Here is an 18,087-nt window from a genome sequence, read left to right on the forward strand (position 1 = left end):
ATTCACCTCATAAATGCTTCTGCACAGCGCTGGGTGGCTGCGTAATGGGTGCAAGCATAAGTAAGCCAGGAGAGGGGGATATGTTAGCTACGTCACAGGGCGGATTATTGGTTAAGACGCTGTTTGAGAAAATTTAAAACTATGGTTTATAACTGCGTGCAACCGGTCAAAAATTGAAATTGGTTGCCCTGTGGATACTGCCTGCGAAAAATCATTGCTGGAGCTTATCTCGTTGAATGACGACATCGTGTCGTTCAGCCGTCTCTACGCGAACTCGATTCGTTACCATCACTGGCATCAGTGTCTGGAACTGCTTTATGTGGAGGAAGGATATGGCGTGGTGATGGTGGACAATCAGCAGTACACGATGCGCCCCGGCAGGCTTTTTATCTTTCCACCGATGACGCTGCATAAAGTGATGGTGGAAGAGCGTGAACGCGAGCGTTACCGGCGCACCGTGATTCACCTTGATAACCATGCCGCGCTGCGGCTGCTGGTGCCTTTCGCGCAGCGTTATGCGCGGTTTGCAACGTTAAGCCAGCGCGGCGCGCGTGCCACGGTGGTGGATTTCGCTGATATTCACACGCATCTCGATCATTTTTTTACACTCTATGCGCCGAGACTTGCCAAAGGGCGCAGTGAACATGAAGAGGTGGCGAGCTTTCTGATTCATCTGCTGAGTCTGCTGCCGGAAACGCCTGCGCCGCCGCCGCGCGCCAGCAATGCGCTATCGACACAGGTCATGTTGTGGGTGGAAGAAAATTACGCGCAGAAATTTAGCCTGAGCGCGCTGGCGCAGACCCTTAACCGCTCCCGCAGTTATCTCTCGCGCCGCTTCCAGCAGGAAACCGGCGAGGCGATTCACGACTACCTGACAACGTTCCGGCTGCGTAAGGCGTGTGAACTGCTGCGCCATCATTCGTACAGCGTGGCGGATATCGCGCAAATGACCGGCTTTTCCGATACCACCTATTTCATCAGCAGCTTTCGTAAGCGGCTGGGAGAAACGCCGTTGCAGTATCGTAAATCCAGAAAAAATAAAGGCCCGCGTGGCGGGCCTTGAAAGGGCAAAACGATGTTTACTGCGGGAACCACTGGTCGCTGATTTTCTGATAAGTGCCATCGGCTTTAATGGCCGCCAGCGCGTCGTTAAGTTTTTTCAGCAGCGCGACGTTATCCGGGCGTACCGCAATGCCAAGGCCGGTGCCGAAGTATTGCGGATCGGTGACTTTTTCTGACGCGGTGCCAAGCTGCGGATTGTTCTTCAGCCATTCGTTTACCACGGCGGTATCGCCGAAGACACCATCAATACGGCCATTTTTCAGGTCGATAATCGCGTTCTGGTAGCTGTCATACGCCACGGTTTTCACTTCCGGATGTTTATCCTGGAGATATTTCTGGTGCGTGGTGCCGTTTTCCATGCCGATACGTTTGCCTTTCAGATCATCGAAAGATTGATATGCGCCTTTTTTAGCGATCACGATGGCAGAGTTGGCGTAATACGGCGCGGTAAAGGCGACCTGTTTCTGACGCTCCGGCGTGATATCCATACCGGAGATAACAGCGTCATATTTTTTAAATTTCAGCGCCGGGATCAGGCTGTCGAAAGCATGGTTAGTGAAGGTGCATTCCGCCTGCATTTGTTTGCATAACGCTTTGGCGAGATCGATGTCGAAACCGACGATCTGGTTGCTGGCGTCGAGCGACTCAAAAGGTGGGTAGGTTGCCGAAGAACCGAAGCTGATTTTGTCTGCTGCCGCGGCGTGGAATGCGACGCCAGCGAGCATGGCGGCCAGAATGATTTTTTTCATGCGTGAAGCTCCCGTCTGTCAATCTTGTTTTATGTCACCGTTTACCCGGCGTGTTAACACCATGCCATTATGTGAATTTATATGCAATAAAAACGTATAAGTATTTTATTTGGTTTGTGTAGGTGGGGGAGATGGCGGGTGCGCTGCGCTTACCCGCCCTACAAAGGAAGATTGCGGTTTCGGGCGAGGTGGGTGCGCTCCGCTTACCCACCCAACAAAAGAAGATTCATATTTGCGTAGGGCGGGTAAGCGCAGCGCACCCGCCATAAAACAGAAACACCCTCTCCCAAAAAAGGAGAGGGCAGAGAGAACTAACTGCGGCGCTCAAACGCCAGCGCGCGGCGCTCGATCAAACGCATCAGGAGCGTCAGCAGGCCGTTGACGATAAGATAAATCACGCCCGCCGCGCCAAACACCATCACATCATAGGTGCGGCCATACAGCAGTTGCCCGTAGCCCATCACTTCCATCAGCGTAATGGTGTAGGCAAGCGACGTACTCTTGAACACCAGCACCACTTCGTTGGAATAGGACGACAGCGCGCGCTTAAACGCATACGGCAGCAGAATGGCCAGCGTATCTTTACGGCTCATGCCCAGCGCCCCGCAGGACTGCCACTGGCCCTCCGGGATCGCCCGGATAGCCCCGTAAAAGAGCTGCGTGGTATACGCCGCCGAGTTCAGCGACAGCGCCACCAGCGCACACAGCCACGGCTCGGAGAGCACATGCCACAGCCACGGAGAGTTCTGTAGTGACGGGAACTGCCCCGGCCCATAGTAAATCAGGAAGATCTGCACCAGCAGCGGCGTACCGGTAAAGAGCGTAATGTAGCCGCGCACGATCCAGACCAGCACCGGCGTTTTCAGCGTCAGGATAATCGTGAAGATCACCGACAGCACCAGTGCTACGGCGATCGACGCCGCGGTGAGCGTCAGGCTGGTGTGCAGCCCTTTTAACAGCTCTGGTAAGTAATCCAGCATCAGCCCGGCCTCCGCTCAAAGCGCGTGGCGCGCAGGTCGATACGCTTAAGGATGTACTGGCTTATCAGGGTGATCACCAGATAAATCGCCGCCGCGATAATGTACCAGGTAAACGGCTCCTGGGTACGGGTGGCGATGCTTTTGGTTTGCAGCATCAAATCGTTCACGCTAATCAGCGACACCAGCGCGGTGTCTTTCAGCAACACCAGCCACTGGTTGCCCAGCCCCGGCAGCGCGTGGCGCCACATCTGCGGCATCACGAGACGAAAGAAAATCGCCGATTTCGACAGGCCCAGCGCCTGGCCCGATTCCCACTGGCCGTGGGGCACCGCTTTCAGCGCGCCGCGCAGCGTCTGCGACGCATACGCCGAATAGAGCAGGGCGAGGGCAATCACGCCGCACAGGAACGGGCTGACGTCGAAATTATCGATCTGCATTTGCACCGGAATGGACGTGAAACCAAGCGGGATCGTAAAGCCGTCCGAGAGGGTGAGCAGCAGTTGCGAGGAGCCGAAATAGATAAACAGCACCACCAGGATTTCCGGCAGGCCGCGCAGAAGGGTAAACAGCGCCGTGGCAAGCCAGCCGACCGGCCGCCACTTCGCCGATTCCAGTACGGCGAACAGCATCGCCAGCACCAGCCCCAGGCCAAGCGCGCAAACGGCAAGGCCGACGGTCATCCCGGCGGCGCTTGCTAAAGGTAACATATCGTTCATTCAGGCGATTACTTCTGGAACCATTTGTCGTAGATGGCCTTGTAAGTGCCGTCTTTCTTCACTTTCTCCAGCGCAGTGTTGAATTTCTGCTGAAGCTCGGTGTTGCCCTGACGAACCGCGATGCCAAGGCCGGTGCCGAAGTAGTCTTTGTCCGTCACTTTATCGCCGACGGCGGCCAGTTTCGGGTTGGTTTTCAGCCACTCGGTCACAACGGCAGTGTCGCCGAACACGGCGTCGATACGGCCGTTTTGCAGATCCAGACGCGCGGTCTGGTAGCTGTCATACGGCACCGTGGTGATTTCCGGGTGTTTGTCGGTAATGTATTTCTGGTGAGTGGTGCCGTTCTGCACGCCCACGCGCTTGCCTTTCAGCTGCTCAATGCTGCTGTTTTTACCCTGCAAGCCTACGAACAGCGCGGAGTTGTCGTAGTACGGCGTAGTAAACAGCACCTGTTTTTCGCGCTCAGGCGTGATATCCATGCCAGCCATGACAGCATCCACACGCTTGAATTTCAGCGCCGGGATCAGGCTGTCGAACGCCTGGTTAGTGAAGGTGCAGGTCGCATCGATCTCTTTACAGAGCGCATTGGCCAGATCGACGTCGAAACCGACGATTTTGTTGCCTGCATCCATGGACTCAAACGGAGGGTAAGAGGCTTCGGTTGCGAAACGAATAGTTTGTGCTGCGGCGGCGGAAAGGCTAACGCTTGCAAGAAGCGCGGCAATCAATACGTTTTTCATTGTCATTATTCCGGTCATCTTCAGTGGGAAAGATAGTTTTTAAACGCCTCGGTCGCAGGGGCGCTAAAGCAGCTCGCGTCGCCCTGCTCGATAATGTGTCCATTTTCCATATAGACTACCCGGCTGGCGGTTTTACGCGCCACTTCCACTTCATGCGTCACAATCACCTGCGTGATCCCGGTCTGGGAGAGCTCGCGGATAATGCTGACTATCTGCGCGGTGATTTCCGGGTCCAGCGCGGCCGTCGGTTCGTCGAACAGCAGCACCTGCGGCTCCATCATCAGCGCGCGCGCAATCGCCACACGCTGCTGCTGACCCCCGGAAAGATGCAGCGGATAACGATCGACATACGGCGTCAGGCGCAGGCGCTCCAGCAGTTTATCGGCACGCTTACGTGCGGCCTCTTTGCTGAGCCCGAGCACCCGGCACGGCGCCTCGATAAGATTATCCAGCACCGTCAGGTGCGGCCACAGATTGTACTGCTGGAACACCATGCCGACGTTACGGCGCAGTTCGCGAATCGCTTTGTCGCCCGGCGCCTTCGCGAAATCAAACTGGTTGCCCGCAATGCTGAGCTGCCCGGAACGCGGCATCTCAAGCAAATTGAGTACCCGCAGCAGCGAGCTTTTACCCGCGCCGCTTGGGCCAAGCAACACCAGCGTTTCGCCCTCGGGGCAGCTGAGCGTGATGTCAAACAGCGCCTGATGCGCGCCGTAGAAGCAGTTTATGCCGTTTAGTTGAATACTCATGCGTAGCAGTTGAATAGCAATTGAGACCGCGAATAGTACCGTTGGCAGAATAGTTATGCAATATTAGTGCGTTAAAACTTAATATTCTCCACATTTACGGTACAAAACCAGCACGAAATAGCGGGGTGGGGGTGGGGCAAGAATAAATGTCGGCCAGATGGCGCTAAGCCAGACGGTTTATCGCACGCCACCCCCAGCGCGCTTAGCGACGCTCCAGCGACTGGCGCAGCGTGCCCGCTGGCGCATGTACGGTGCCGCCCAGATAGCGCACATCGTCCACCGTCCAGCACTGGCCTTCGCGCACCATCAGCACTTCATCAAGCCATTTTGTCTCGCCGCGCTGCTGCTCCACGCGCAGCGGAATATTGCGCGCGTCGGTGTTCGGGATACGCGAGGCGCTGGCGACGCGCACGCGCTCAGGCGTTTCGGTGCGGCTGGAGAACGGGTCGGTGCGCAAGAAGCCGTTACCGGCGTGGTTCTCGCGGTTCGATTTATCCAGCAGCTGATAGAGCGAATCGCTTAAATAGGGACGCAGAGACGTCAGGTTCGTCAGCCCCTGGCTGCGCTGTTCGATGCGATGCTGGTAGAACTGTTCCGCCACGGTATCAGGGCCGCCTTCCACACACGGACCGCTGCGCGAGCCGATATCCTTAAAGGCGGGCGTCACGGTCGTACAGGCGCTCAGCAGCAGGGCGCACGGAAGAACCAGAGTCAGAACTGAATGGCGCATGTTTTATTTCCTTATTCCGGTAAGCAGGACTACGTTTCTTGTCACAGGACTTTTTTAGCATAGCGTATCGCGACCGAATTGCGTCTGGTATCGTCAGCTAACGCATTGATAGCCAAAAGGAGAGAACCATGCAGTTTTCCACCACCCCAACCCTGGAAGGACAAGTCATTGTTGAGTATTGCGGCGTCGTCACCGGCGAGGCGATCCTCGGCGCGAATATCTTTCGCGACTTCTTCGCGGGTATCCGCGACATCGTCGGCGGCCGCTCCGGCGCGTATGAAAAAGAGCTGCGCAAGGCGCGTGAAATCGCGTTTCGCGAGCTGGGCGACCAGGCGGCGTCGCTGGGAGCCGATGCCGTCGTCGGGATCGATATCGATTATGAAACCGTCGGCAAAGACGGCAGCATGCTGATGGTGAGCGTTTCCGGTACGGCGGTGAAAACCCGTCGATGAAGCTGCGTGGCTGGCCGCTGTTACTGGCGGCACTGCTCGCGGGCTGCGCGGGCGAAAAAGGGATTGTCGATCGCGGCGATTATAAAGTGGATACGCGCCGCGCGGCGCAGGCGGCGTATCCGCGCATCAAAGTGCTGGTTATTCACTACACCGCCGATGATTTTGACACCTCGCTTGCCACGCTGACCGACCGGCACGTCAGCTCGCACTATCTGATCCCGGCGAACCCGCCGCAAAAGGGCGGCAAACCGGTTATCTGGCAGCTGGTGCCGGAGCGCGAGCTGGCGTGGCATGCGGGCATCAGTTTCTGGCGTGGAGCCACGCGCCTGAACGACACCTCCGTGGGCATTGAGCTGGAAAACTACGGCTACCGGAAAATCGGCGGTCAGAAGCAGTACTTCCCGTTCAGCCCGCCGCAGATAGCCGTGCTGAGCAAGCTTGCGCGCGACATCATTCAGCGCTACCAGATAGCCCCGCAAAACGTCGTGGCGCATGCGGATATCGCGCCGCAGCGCAAAGACGATCCGGGGCCGCTGTTCCCGTGGCAGGCGCTGGCGGCACAAGGGATCGGGGCATGGCCGGATGAATCGCGCGTGGCGTTTTATCTCGCCGGGCGTAACCCTTATTCGCCGGTGGATGAAGCAACGCTGCTGGATCTGCTCGCGCGCTATGGCTATGAAGTGACGCCGCAGATGAGCGAGGCGCAGCGCAAGCGCGTGATTCAGGCGTTCCAGATGCACTTTCGCCCCGCACGCTACGACGGCCTGCCGGACGCGCAAAGCGAAGCCATCGCCGAGGCGCTGCTGGAGAAATATGGCCAGGGGTAAGCTTTCAGCGCCAGAAATAAAAAACGCCGCACACAGCGGCGTTTTTTATCGGTGATGCGCGTTATCCGCGGTGCAGCGTGCCGTGATCGCGCAGCCAGTACGCGGTGCGCTCGATGCCTTCATCCAGCGACACCACCGGCTTATAGCCGAGCTCATTTTCAGCGCGGCTGATATCCAGCGTGAAATCGAAGTTCAGCTTGGAGACGCCGTAATGGGTCAGCGCTGGCTCTTTATGGGAATGCTTGCCAAGCCGCTCCAGGCTTCTCGCCATCATATCCAGCATCGGGTAGGGCACCGAGCGGATACGGCACGACATCCCTAGTTCATCAATCAGCTTCTGCACGATGCTTTTCAGCGGGCGCGCTTCGCCGTTGGTGATGTTATAAGCGCGGCCTGACGGCAGGGCGTCGCAGGCGCTGCTGCTTGCAAGCCACATCGCGTGCACCGCGTTTTCGTGATAGGTCATATCGACCATCGCCTCGCCGCCGCGCGGCAGCAGCACGCTGCCATAGTGGCGCATCATCTGCACCAGGCGCGGGAAAAAGACTTTATCGTGCGGCCCGAACAGGCTTTGCGGACGCAGAATGGTAAAGCGCGTCTGCGGGTTGGCCTGCGCCAGCAGCTGAATGACCTCTTCGCTGGCGGCTTTGCTGCGCGCAAAAGCGTTAGCCAGCCGGTGCGGGCGGAAATCTTCGCGGATATCGCGATGGTGGTGGTAATCGAAATAGAGCGCGGGCGAGGAGATATGCACGAAATTGCGCACGCCCCAGGCGACGGCCCATTCGCCGAGGCGGCGGGTGGCGCGCACGTTCGCGAGATCGAACGCCTCCTGCGGACCCCAGGGAGAGGTAAAGCTGGAACAGTGCCAGAGCGTATCGATACCGGCCAGCATCGCTTTCGCCTGCGACGAGACCAGCTCGGTTAAATCGGCCTGGATAAACTCCGCGCCCATTTTCTCAAGCAGTCTGCCCATCGCTTCGTTGCGCCCGGTGGCTCTGACCTGGACGCCCTGATGACGTAAATATTCGACCGCGTTTCGGCCTAAACCGCTGGTGGCGCCCGTGACCAGTACCTTCATATCGATCCACTGTGCTGTAACGTTTAGCCGCGCATTCTTCCGTGAAATCAGCGCTGATGCAATGGGAACAACGTAACAATGCGCTTTAGCGCAGCTGAATATTCCCCTCGCCGCAGCGCTGTAAACGCGTTATGCCGTTTGCTGTAAAAATTCCCGCCAGTACGCCACGACGGTTTCAAGCTGCTCGCGGTTGACATCAAGGTGCGTCACCAGACGCGTCACCGGCGCGGCGCTAATCAGTACATTGCGCGATTTCATAAACGCGCCCAGCGCGGCGACCTGCGCCTGCGGCACGCTGACAAACAGCATATTGGTGTCGTGACGGCGCACTTCTGCACCCGCGTCGCGCAGCGCCGCGGCAAGCCAGGCCGCGTTGTCGTGGTCCTCTTTCAGACGCGCGACATTATGCTCCAGCGCATACAGGCCGGCTGCGGCGAGAATACCTGCCTGACGCATACCGCCGCCGGTCATTTTCCGCCAGCGTTTCGCGCGCTTAATATAGTCCTGACTGCCGACCAGCAGCGAGCCCACCGGCGCGCCAAGCCCTTTCGAGAGGCAGATCGTGAAGGTGTCGCAATACTGCGCGATCTCTTTCAGCTCGCAGCCATACGCCACCACCGCGTTGAAAATGCGCGCGCCATCTACGTGCAGCGCCAGACCGCGCTCGCGGGTGAAGTCCCACGCCTGCTGGAGATAGTCACGCGGCAGCACTTTGCCGTTATGGGTATTTTCCAGGCTCAGCAGTCGGGTGCGGGCGAAATGAATGTCGTCGGGTTTGATTTTGGCCGCCACTTTGTCCAGCGGCAGCGTACCGTCACCGTCGGCCTCAATCGGCTGCGGCTGAATGCTGCCGAGCACCGCCGCGCCGCCTGCTTCATACAGATAATTATGCGCGAGCTGGCCGACGATATACTCCTCGCCGCGCTCGCAGTGGCTCAGCAGCGCCACCAGGTTGGCCTGGGTGCCTGTTGGCAGAAACAGCGCCGCCTCTTTACCGCTTAAACGCGCGGCATAGTCCTGAAGCGCGTTGACGGTTGGGTCGTCGCCATAAACATCATCCCCGGTGGGGGCTGCCATCATGCGCTCCAGCATCGCTTTGCCGGGGCGCGTGACGGTATCGCTGCGTAAATCGATCACGGCATATCCTTTTCAGGGAACAGAAAAGACTCTTTTACCGGAACCAGTTGGTTTTCGCCAGATCGATAACCTCATCCCCGCGGCCGTTAATGATGGCGCGCAGCATATAGAGGCTGAAGCCTTTGGCCTGCTCCATTTTGATTTGCGGCGGCATCGCCAGCTCTTCTTTGGCGACGGTGACATCCACCACCACCGGGCCGTCGGTGCTGAAGGCGCGCGAAAGGGCGTCGTCCAGCTCGCTGGCTTTCTCAACGCGAATGCCCGGAATGCCGCAGGCTTCGGCGATGCGTGCATAGTTGGTGGCGTGCAGGTCGGTGCCGTCGGTCAGATAGCCGCCCGCTTTCATCTCCATCGCCACAAAGCCCAGCACGCTGTTATTAAAGACGATGACTTTCACCGGCAGCTTGAGCTGCACCAGCGAGAGCAGATCGCCCATGAGCATACTGAAACCGCCGTCGCCGCACATCGCCACCACCTGACGCCCCGGCGCGCTCGCCTGAGCGCCTATCGCCTGCGGCATCGCGTTCGCCATCGAACCGTGGTTAAACGAACCGAGCAGGCGGCGTTGGCCGTTCATCTCCAGATAACGCGCGGCCCATACCGTCGGCGTGCCGACATCGCAGGTGAAAATGGCGTCCGGCGCGGCGAAATGGCTTATCTGGCGGGCCAGATATTGCGGATGCAGCGCTTTCTCGCTCGGCTGCGCCAGGTCATCCAGCCCCTTGCGCGCGTCGCGGTAATCTTCCAGCGCTTTATCCAGGAAGTGCCGGTCGGTTTTCTCTTCCAGCAGCGGCAGAAGGGCGGCGAGCGTCGCTTTCACATCGCCCACCAGCGCCATGTCCACTTTGCTGTGCGCGCCGATGCTGCCGGGGTTGATATCAATCTGAATGATTTTGGCGTGGGTGGGGTAGAACGCGCGGTAGGGGAAGCGGGTGCCGAGGAGGATCAGCGTGTCGGCGTTCATCATAGTGTGATAGCCGGACGAGAAGCCGATAAGCCCGGTCATGCCCACATCATACGGGTTGTCGTACTCGACATGCTCTTTGCCGCGCAGGGCGTGGACGATGGGCGCTTTGAGTGTGCGGGCGAATTCCAGCAGCTCCTGATGCGCGCCCGCGCAACCGCTGCCGCACATCAGCGCGATGTTATCGGAATAGCGCAGCAACTGGGCGAGCTTTTTGAGTTCGTCATGCGGCGGCACGATGACCGGCTGCGGCGCGTGATACCAGCCGGGGCTAACCTCTTCCGGCGCAGGTTTCAGCGCCACGTCGCCAGGCAGAACAATCACCGAGACGCCGCGCTCCAGCACCGCTTTACGCAGCCCGATAGCCAGCACCTGCGGGATCTGCTCCGGGCTTGAGACCAGCTCGCAATAGTGGCTGCATTCGCGAAACAGTTCCTGCGGGTGCGTCTCCTGGAAATAGCCGCTGCCGATTTCGCTGGAGGGAATATGCGCGGCGATGGCCAGTACCGGCACGTTGTTGCGGTGGCAGTCAAACAGGCCGTTGATGAGGTGCAGGTTGCCAGGCCCGCAGGAGCCCGCGCAGACCGCCAGCTCGCCGGTCAGTTGCGCTTCGGCACCTGCCGCGAACGCCGCGACCTCTTCATGGCGGGTGGACATCCACTCGATAGTGCCCATGCGGTTTAAGCTGTCGCTGAGGCCATTGAGCGAATCACCCGTTACGCCCCAGATGCGTTTCACGCCCGCCTGCTCCAGGGTTTTGGCGATATATGACGCGACGGTCTGTTTCATGCTCCCTCCTTAGTGAAAAGTAGTGATAACGGTTACAAGCGTAGTTCAAAATTGCAGGCAGGAAGGGACGTGGCCGTGAGTTGGGTGGGTTTTATGGACATGGTGGGTTGGTGTTATGGGAGTGGTGGGTGCGCTTCGCTTACCCACCCTACAGGGGGGCGTTGGGGTGATTTTACGGGAATGGTGGGTGCGCTTCGCTTACCCACCCTACGGGGGTGTTGGGGGGATTTTACGGTAATGGTGGGTGCGCTTCGCCTACCCACCCTACGCGGGGCGTTGGGGTGATTTTACGTAGGGCGGGTAAGCAACGCGCACCCGCCGCCACACAAACCCGCCACGCAAAAATCACATCACGCCAGAACCAGATCGCCTGCCGGATGACACGAACACGCCAGCACGTAGCCGTCGGCAATCTCCTGCTCCGTCAACGTCATGGTGCTCGTCACGCTGTACTCACCGGAAAGCACCCGCGTTTTACAGCATCCGCACACGCCCGCGCGGCATGCGGCATTCACCGGCACGTGATTGCTCTCAAGCGCCGCCAGCAGCGTGGTGCCGACCGCGCCATAAAACTCGCGGGCGGGCGTAAGCGTGGTGAACTTAATCCCGCTGGTCGCGGCCTCGGCCACCGGCGTGAAAAACTGCTCTTTATAAAAACGCGCCACGCCAAGCGCTTTCACTTCCTGCTCTACAAAATCCATATACGGCGCGGGGCCGCACACCATTACGGTACGGCGGGTAAGATCCGGCACCGCCATCAGCATCTCGCGGGTCAGTCGCCCGTGAACAAAACCCGGCGCATCGCCGTTTTCCGCCACCAGCGTCACCGGGTAATCGCGCCACTCGTCGGCGAAAATCACATCCTGCGGCGTGCGCACGTTATAAATCACCTGAACATCCGCCTGCGGGCGATATGCCGCAAGCCAGCGGCGCATCGACATGATCGGCGTTACGCCGCAGCCGCCCGCCAGCAGCAGGAAGCGATCTTCGGTTTTGTCGGCGCAGGTAAAATCGCCCTGCGCGTCAGACAGCCACAGATAATCGCCGCGTTTAACCTCGCGCGTCAGCCAGCCGGAGCCCTCGCCATTGTCGATGCGGCGCACCGTCAGCGTAATCAACGGGCTCACGCCGGGCGTTGAAGAAATCGTATACGCGCGCAGGGTATCGGCGCTGTTGCGAATGCTTACCAGCGCATACTGCCCGGCCTGATACGGGTAGAAATCGTGGCACAGCAGCGAGAGTGTCCAGACATCCGGCGTCTCCTGCCGGATATGGTGGACCTGCATCCGCCACGGACATTGTGGGGTCGGCATTGTCATTCTTTCCTCCTTACGCGCCTAACAGCGCGCGCATATCCTGCTCAACGGTAGTCACCTGGCGCAGACCAAATTTCTCATTCAGCACCGCCAGCAGATCCGGCGTCAGGAACCCTGGCGCGGTCGGGCCGGTGACGATATTGGTCACGCCGAGCGACAGCAGCGTCAGCAGGATCACAATCGCTTTTTGTTCGAACCACGACAGCACCAGCGACAGCGGCAGATCATTGACGCCGCAGCCCAGTTTTTCAGCCAGCGTCACGGCGAGAATAATAGCGGAATAGGCATCGTTACACTGGCCTGCGTCCACCAGACGCGGCAGGCCTTCGATCGCGCCGAAATCGAGTTTGTTAAAGCGGTACTTACCGCAGGCGAGCGTCAGGATCAGGCAATCGCTCGGCACCTGGGTGGCGAAATCGGTGAAATAACTGCGCTCACCGCGCGCGCCATCGCAGCCGCCGACCAGGAAGATGTGGCGCAGTTTTTCGCGGCTCACCAGATCGATCAGTGTGTCGGCGGCAGCAAGCAGCGTCTGACGCCCGAAGCCGACGGTGATGAGGTGTTCGATTTCGCTATACGGGAAGCCCGACATCTGCTGCGCCTGGGCGATCACCGGCCCGAAGTCGTCGCCTTCAAGATGGCTGACGCCCGGCCAGCCGACGATGCTGCGGGTCCAGATGCGATCGTCGTAACTGCCGACGGTCGGGTCGATAATGCAGTTGGAGGTCATCACAATCGGGCCGGGGAAGCGGGCGAATTCAACCTGCTGGTTCTGCCAGCCGCTGCCGTAGTTGCCGACCAGATGCTTAAATTTACGCAGTTCCGGGTAGCCGTGCGCAGGCAGCATTTCGCCGTGGGTGTAAACATTCACGCCGGTGCCTTCCGTCTGTTCCAGCAGGTTATAGAGATCGTTCAGATCGTGGCCGGAAATCAGAATGCATTTGCCCGCCACCGCTTTGACGTTAACCTGCGTCGGCGTCGGGTGGCCATATTTGCTGGTTTCACCGGCGTCCAGAATACGCATGACGTTAAAGTTCATCTGGCCGATTTCCATCGCGCACTCCAGCAGCGCGTTCATGTCCGCGGGCCAGGTGCCGAGCCACGCCATCATCTTGTGATATTGACCATAAATGGCGTTGTCATACTGCCCGAGCACATGCGCGTGCTCCATATAGGCCGCCGCGCCTTTCAGGCCGTAGAGGCAAAGCAGGCGCAGACCGAGAATATTCTCGCCAATCACGGCCTTATCGATATTTGGCGCGAACGCGGCGGCCTGACGCTGTAAATCGCCCAGATCGTCGCTTGAAAGCGTCAGCGAGGCCATCGGGTTATCCACCTGCGCGCTTTTATCAACGGCCTGGCATTGGGTTTTCAGCGCCTCGCGCAGGGCGAAAGCCTCACGGGCGTAATCCACGATGCGCGGCGAGTCGAAATTGACGTTAGTAAGGGTTGAGAAAAACGCGCGGGGCGCGAAGCTATCTACCTGATGATCGATGATGCCAAGCTCGCGTGCTTTCACCGCCCAGGCGGAAAGCCCCTGCAAAGCCGCAATCAGCAGATCCTGAAGGTCGGAGGTTTCAGCGGTTTTCCCGCACATCCCTTGCGCATACGCGCAGCCGTTACCTGCCGGAGTACGAATCGTTTGTTCACATTGCACGCAAAACATGATGACACCTTAAAGTTATATTTAATATGCATGTTTAAGGTTAGGCTTCGGCGCGCAGGGTGAAAAGGGATTTTTCAGGAACCTGAAGAGAGATTGATTTAACGCAATTTTGGCGGCAGAGGACTACCGCCAAAGGAGTATCAGGCAGCGAAAAACGCCATCAGTAACGGCACTAACAGGCTCAGAATAAACCCGTGGACGATAGCGGCAGGCACCAGCTCCAGGCCACCGCTGCGTTGCAGCACCGGCAGCGTGAAATCCATCGACGTCGCCCCGCAGATGCCAAGCGCGGCAGAGCGGCTGCGGCGCACCAGCGCCGGGATCAGCATAATCGCGATGAGCTCACGGCCCAGATCGTTAAAAAACGCGGCGCTGCCAATCACCGGGCCGAAGGATTCCGTCATCAGAATGCCGGAGAGCGAATACCAGCCAAAACCGGACGCCATTGCAAATCCCGTGCGAAGCGGTAAATCGAGCAGCAGCGCATTCACGGCACCTGCAATAAGCGAGCTACCCAGCACCACAATGGCGACCATCATGCCGCGGCGGTTCAGCACAATCTGTTTTAGCGTCATGCCGTTGTTGCGAAGCTGAATACCAATCAGGAATAACAGAAAAATTAAGGTGTATTCGCTGGCTTCAGTGGCGTGCTTAAGAAACGCAAGGCCGGTCAGCCCCAGCAGGAAACCAAGCACAACCACGCCGCACAGTTTCAGAGATTCCAGCGCCATCGCGAGGCGCGACGGCAGCTTTTCCTGGCGGTGTTGATGACGCCACGGAATGGCCCGCTCCAGCCACAGGAGGGCTGCGATATTACACAGCATGATGACGGTAATGCTGACGGCAGAATAATGCAGGATCGCCAGCAGATTCGCCGACAAATTATCGAGAAAGGCCAGGCTGATACCCATAAAGAAAAGAATAATGTACACAAGCCAGCTTAACAGCTGATTGATAAGCCGCAGCGCGCCTGCTTTACGCAGGGGAATAAGGTAGCCGAGAATCAGCGGCACTAAGATAATTAACAGTCCTGACAACATGAGGTGAGCGGTCCCTGAGATAACGTAAGTGCGGGAATAAGCGTGCCGCCACACCCTACAGAATTCATCCAGGCGAGTAAAGCGGCGGTTATTAGCCGTATTTCATTGCGTTAGCGCATGATGAAAGCTATTTATTACCGGCTTGATTATCACGCATTTATTATTTCGAGACGCCTCGCAATGCGGCGTTTACGCCCCGTCTTTCTCTGTTAAGGCACTGATTGAATAGCTATACTGCCGACACGCAGCCATGCAGATGCAGCCGGAGGAGAGATGTTTCTTGAACGCGTGGAAATCGCCGGGTTTCGTGGAATTAACCGCTTATCGTTAACGCTTGAACATAATAATGTGCTGATTGGCGAAAACGCGTGGGGGAAATCAAGCCTGCTGGATGCGCTGACGCTGCTGCTGAATCCCGGTGAAACGCTCTACTCCTTTACGCGCAATGACTTCTGGTTTCCACCGGGAGATATTCACGGACGCGAGCGGCATCTGCATGTCATTCTTATTTTTCGCGAAACCGAGCCGGGGGATTTTCAGCGCCGCCGTTTTCGCGGTTTACGCCCATTAATGACGCCGGGCGGCGATGGCTTTGAGCGGATTTTCTACCGGCTGGAAGGCGAGCTTAACGACGATAACAGCGTGCTCACGCTGCGTAGCTTTCTTAACGCCGAGGGTGAACCGCTCGCGCTGGACGATATCGATGCGCTGGCGCGGCAGCTTATCCGTCTGAATCCGGTACTGCGGTTGCGTGACGCCCGTTTTATGCGTCGTCTGCACGACAGCACCATTGCCCATACGCCCCTGGTGGAAGTGACGGCGCGCGAGCTTGAGTTTCTCACACGCGAGCTGGTCTCCCGCCCGCAAAACCTCACGGATGAACAGATTCGCCAGGGGCTGTCGGCGATGGTGCAACTGCTGGAGCACTACTTTTCCGAGCAGGGCACCGCAGGCCCGCGCTATCGCCTGATGCGTCGTCATTCACACGACGAACAGCGCAGTTGGCGTTATCTCGACATCATCAACCGCATGATTGATAAACCTGGCGGGCGGGCTTACCGGGTTATCCTGCTGGGGCTGTTCGCCACGTTGTTGCAGGCCAAAGGCAACGTTCGGCTCGATAAATACGCCCGGCCGCTGCTGCTGGTGGAAGACCCCGAAACGCGGTTGCACCCCATTATGCTCTCCGTGGCCTGGCAGTTGCTGAACCTGTTGCCGCTGCAAAAGCTGACCACCACCAACTCCGGCGAGCTGCTGTCGATGACCCCGGTTGAACATGTCTGCCGGCTGGTGCGTGCGTCGGGCAAGGTGGCGGCGTGGCGGCTGGGGCCTGGCGGCATGAATGCCGAAGATAGCCGCCGCATCGCGTTTCATATCCGCTTTAACCGGCCATCAGCGCTGTTCGCGCGCTGCTGGCTGCTGGTGGAAGGGGAAACGGAAGTCTGGATGATGAACGAGCTGGCGCGCCAGTGCGGTTACCACTTCGAGGCCGAAGGCATCAAAGTTATTGAGTTCGCCCAGTCGGGCTTAAAACCGCTGATTAAATTTGCCCGCCGTATGGGCATTGAGTGGCATGTACTGGTGGATGGCGACGATGCCGGGCGCAAATATTCTGCGACGGTAAAAAGCATCGTGAATAACGACGGCGAACAGGTGCGTCAGCATCTGACCGAGCTTCCCGCGCCGGATATGGAACATTTTATGTATCGCGAAGGGTTTGACGCCGTGTTTTACCGCGTCGCGCAGGTGCCGGAAACGGTGCATATGAATATGCGGAGGGTGATTGTTAAAGCCATTCACCGCTCGTCGAAACCCGATCTGGCGATTGAAGTGGCGATGGAAGCCGCCCGCCGCGGTATGGACGCGGTGCCACCGCTGCTGCGCAAAATGTTCTCGCGCGTGCTGTGGCTCGCACGCGGACGGGCAGATTAGCTTTTTGGCAATGAGTATATCTGGTAGGGCGGGCAAGCGACGCGTACCCGCCAGTTGGAATAGTCAATAAAGTCGTAGGGCGGGTAAGCGAAGCGCACCCGCCGCGTGAGGTGACGAATAACATTGTAGGGCAGGTAAACGCGCGCACCCGCCCGCCGATTACCGCTCGTTAAACCGCGCGGCGATTTGCGCCGTCATACTCTCCAGCAACTCATAACGACGCCGGTATTCCGCGCGTTTTTTGCTGGCTATCTCCTCAAGCGATTTACGGGTTATCTGCAACGGCATGTGGTAAAGCCCCCGGGCGTCCTTTTCACCGCCGAGCGATTCCCAGAAGCTGTCATAATCGGCGTGCAGTTTATCCTTTTTCTTCTTCGCATAGCGCCAGCTACGGTAGATATGTGTCTCGTTACTGACCGCGAGTATCTGGCTTACACCAAAGTGCTGCGCCAGCAGGCAGACCGCTTCCAGCAGCAGGCGTTTAGGAAACAGACCGTGGCAGGCTTTGGTCGCCAGCTGGATCTGATCGTGTTCAACCCAGGCTTTGGCACCCTGTAAGCCGCCAATAAACAGTGCAGATTGGCCGTCGACTTCGCAAAGCGTAAAGGTCATTTCGGCAAGTACGACGCCGTTAGCGTCACGGAAAATCACCGTCGTTTCGCCTTCTTTGTCGAGGTCGGCGATGGCGGCAAGGTCGAGACGATACTGCGCGTCGTTTTTTCCGCTAAGCGTGGCAAGCGTGCTGCCCTGTCGCGTCAGGTGCCCTTGCATCAGCGTGTCGGGCAAAAGACGCTCGATATGCTGGTAATGATATTCCAGCGCGGCCAGCGCCGCTTTTCGCGACACATTGACCGACAGCCAGGGCCTGTGCAGACGGCACGGCAGGCCCGGCTGGGCATGCAGCAAGGCGTCAAGCATCGGCTGACGGGCGAGCACTGAAAGCCAGCGTCGGGTGGCGAAGGGCGTTGCCAGCGAGCGCAGCATGAATTTCCGCCGATAGGCGGGGTTTTCCCATGCGAGCCCCGGCGTTTTCTGGCCTGTCGCAAGCAGGCGAAAGAGTTGCCAGGCGCTATGGGCTGGCGGCTGTATGGAAATTTCGGCAAGTGCGGACATAACCTGGTCTCGTAATGAAGTCTGAGGTTATGGAAACAAATCATCAC

At 58.3% G+C, this 18,087-nt stretch carries 17 protein-coding genes; 4 read left to right on the forward strand and 13 right to left on the reverse strand.

The annotated features are described in order from the left end of the window. Window positions 1–190 precede the first annotated feature (190 nt). On the forward strand, window positions 191–1,063 hold the full coding sequence (locus G9X48_RS01940; protein ID WP_097640744.1) for a helix-turn-helix domain-containing protein: 873 nt from the start codon (window positions 191–193) through the stop codon (window positions 1,061–1,063). A 16-nt stretch (window positions 1,064–1,079) separates the two neighbouring features. On the opposite strand, the gene artJ is transcribed toward G9X48_RS01940, so the two are convergent. The 6 genes from artJ to G9X48_RS01970 all read right to left on the reverse strand — a co-directional run bounded on the left by artJ (window position 1,080) and on the right by G9X48_RS01970 (window position 5,726). After that, a complete protein-coding gene (gene artJ / locus G9X48_RS01945) occupies window positions 1,080–1,811 on the reverse strand; it encodes an arginine ABC transporter substrate-binding protein ArtJ (RefSeq protein WP_012125236.1) in 732 nt (243 codons plus the stop codon). Window positions 1,812–2,122: 311 nt separating this feature from the next. Beyond that, complete coding sequence (artM, locus tag G9X48_RS01950; protein ID WP_097581994.1) at window positions 2,123–2,791, reverse strand: arginine ABC transporter permease ArtM; 669 nt, start codon at window positions 2,789–2,791, stop codon at window positions 2,123–2,125. Continuing rightward, on the reverse strand, window positions 2,791–3,507 hold the full coding sequence (gene artQ, locus G9X48_RS01955) for an arginine ABC transporter permease ArtQ (RefSeq protein WP_097640745.1): 717 nt from the start codon (window positions 3,505–3,507) through the stop codon (window positions 2,791–2,793). Before artQ ends, artM begins: the two co-directional genes overlap by 1 nt. 8 nt (window positions 3,508–3,515) lie before the next feature. Then, entirely contained in the window at window positions 3,516–4,247 is a 732-nt protein-coding gene (artI, locus tag G9X48_RS01960; protein WP_004388043.1) for an arginine ABC transporter substrate-binding protein ArtI, read from the reverse strand. 20 nt (window positions 4,248–4,267) lie between these two features. Then, the gene (gene artP / locus G9X48_RS01965; RefSeq protein WP_004388042.1) at window positions 4,268–4,996 is read right to left on the reverse strand and encodes an arginine ABC transporter ATP-binding protein ArtP; all 729 of its coding nucleotides are present in this window, start codon (window positions 4,994–4,996) and stop codon (window positions 4,268–4,270) included. A 202-nt stretch (window positions 4,997–5,198) separates the two neighbouring features. After that, entirely contained in the window at window positions 5,199–5,726 is a 528-nt protein-coding gene (locus tag G9X48_RS01970; protein ID WP_007848919.1) for a lipoprotein, read from the reverse strand. Window positions 5,727–5,854: 128 nt separating this feature from the next. On the opposite strand from G9X48_RS01970, the gene G9X48_RS01975 reads away from it, so the two are divergent. After that, complete coding sequence (locus G9X48_RS01975) at window positions 5,855–6,178, forward strand: heavy metal-binding domain-containing protein (protein WP_004386731.1); 324 nt, start codon at window positions 5,855–5,857, stop codon at window positions 6,176–6,178. Next, window positions 6,175–7,005, forward strand: coding sequence for an N-acetylmuramoyl-L-alanine amidase (locus tag G9X48_RS01980; RefSeq protein WP_063264844.1), 831 nt, complete (start codon window positions 6,175–6,177; stop codon window positions 7,003–7,005). The genes G9X48_RS01975 and G9X48_RS01980 overlap by 4 nt, the downstream gene beginning before the upstream one ends. Before the next feature lie 61 nt (window positions 7,006–7,066). Here G9X48_RS01980 and G9X48_RS01985 read toward each other — a convergent pair whose 3' ends face one another. From G9X48_RS01985 to G9X48_RS02010, 6 genes are all read right to left on the reverse strand, one after another. After that, window positions 7,067–8,083, reverse strand: coding sequence for an NAD(P)-dependent oxidoreductase (locus G9X48_RS01985; protein WP_007782450.1), 1,017 nt, complete (start codon window positions 8,081–8,083; stop codon window positions 7,067–7,069). Between the two features lie 129 nt (window positions 8,084–8,212). Beyond that, window positions 8,213–9,220: a low-specificity L-threonine aldolase gene (gene ltaE, locus G9X48_RS01990; protein WP_038881092.1), complete on the reverse strand. Its 1,008-nt coding sequence runs from the start codon at window positions 9,218–9,220 to the stop codon at window positions 8,213–8,215. 34 nt (window positions 9,221–9,254) lie between these two features. Next, on the reverse strand, window positions 9,255–10,973 hold the full coding sequence (gene poxB, locus G9X48_RS01995) for a ubiquinone-dependent pyruvate dehydrogenase (RefSeq protein ID WP_097640746.1): 1,719 nt from the start codon (window positions 10,971–10,973) through the stop codon (window positions 9,255–9,257). A gap of 350 nt (window positions 10,974–11,323) precedes the next feature. Continuing rightward, window positions 11,324–12,292, reverse strand: coding sequence for an NADH oxidoreductase (gene hcr / locus G9X48_RS02000; RefSeq protein ID WP_014729227.1), 969 nt, complete (start codon window positions 12,290–12,292; stop codon window positions 11,324–11,326). A gap of 10 nt (window positions 12,293–12,302) precedes the next feature. Then, window positions 12,303–13,955 (reverse strand): hydroxylamine reductase, encoded by a 1,653-nt coding sequence (gene hcp / locus G9X48_RS02005; protein ID WP_097640747.1) that lies wholly within the window; start codon window positions 13,953–13,955, stop codon window positions 12,303–12,305. A gap of 140 nt (window positions 13,956–14,095) precedes the next feature. Next, the gene (locus G9X48_RS02010) at window positions 14,096–14,995 is read right to left on the reverse strand and encodes a lysine exporter LysO family protein (protein ID WP_004387940.1); all 900 of its coding nucleotides are present in this window, start codon (window positions 14,993–14,995) and stop codon (window positions 14,096–14,098) included. 273 nt (window positions 14,996–15,268) lie between these two features. Between G9X48_RS02010 and G9X48_RS02015 the strand changes: the two genes are divergently transcribed. Further along, on the forward strand, window positions 15,269–16,927 hold the full coding sequence (locus G9X48_RS02015; protein WP_063264841.1) for an ATP-dependent endonuclease: 1,659 nt from the start codon (window positions 15,269–15,271) through the stop codon (window positions 16,925–16,927). Window positions 16,928–17,086: 159 nt separating this feature from the next. Here G9X48_RS02015 and G9X48_RS02020 read toward each other — a convergent pair whose 3' ends face one another. Further along, window positions 17,087–18,040 carry a VirK/YbjX family protein gene (locus G9X48_RS02020; protein ID WP_029038922.1) on the reverse strand — a complete coding sequence of 318 codons (954 nt, stop codon included), beginning with the start codon at window positions 18,038–18,040 and terminating at the stop codon, window positions 17,087–17,089. Window positions 18,041–18,087 lie beyond the last annotated feature (47 nt).

Origin of the sequence: Cronobacter sp. HA18006 (assembly GCF_011605445.1) — a bacterium.
In the GTDB taxonomy this organism is placed as follows: domain Bacteria; phylum Pseudomonadota; class Gammaproteobacteria; order Enterobacterales; family Enterobacteriaceae; genus Cronobacter; species Cronobacter sakazakii.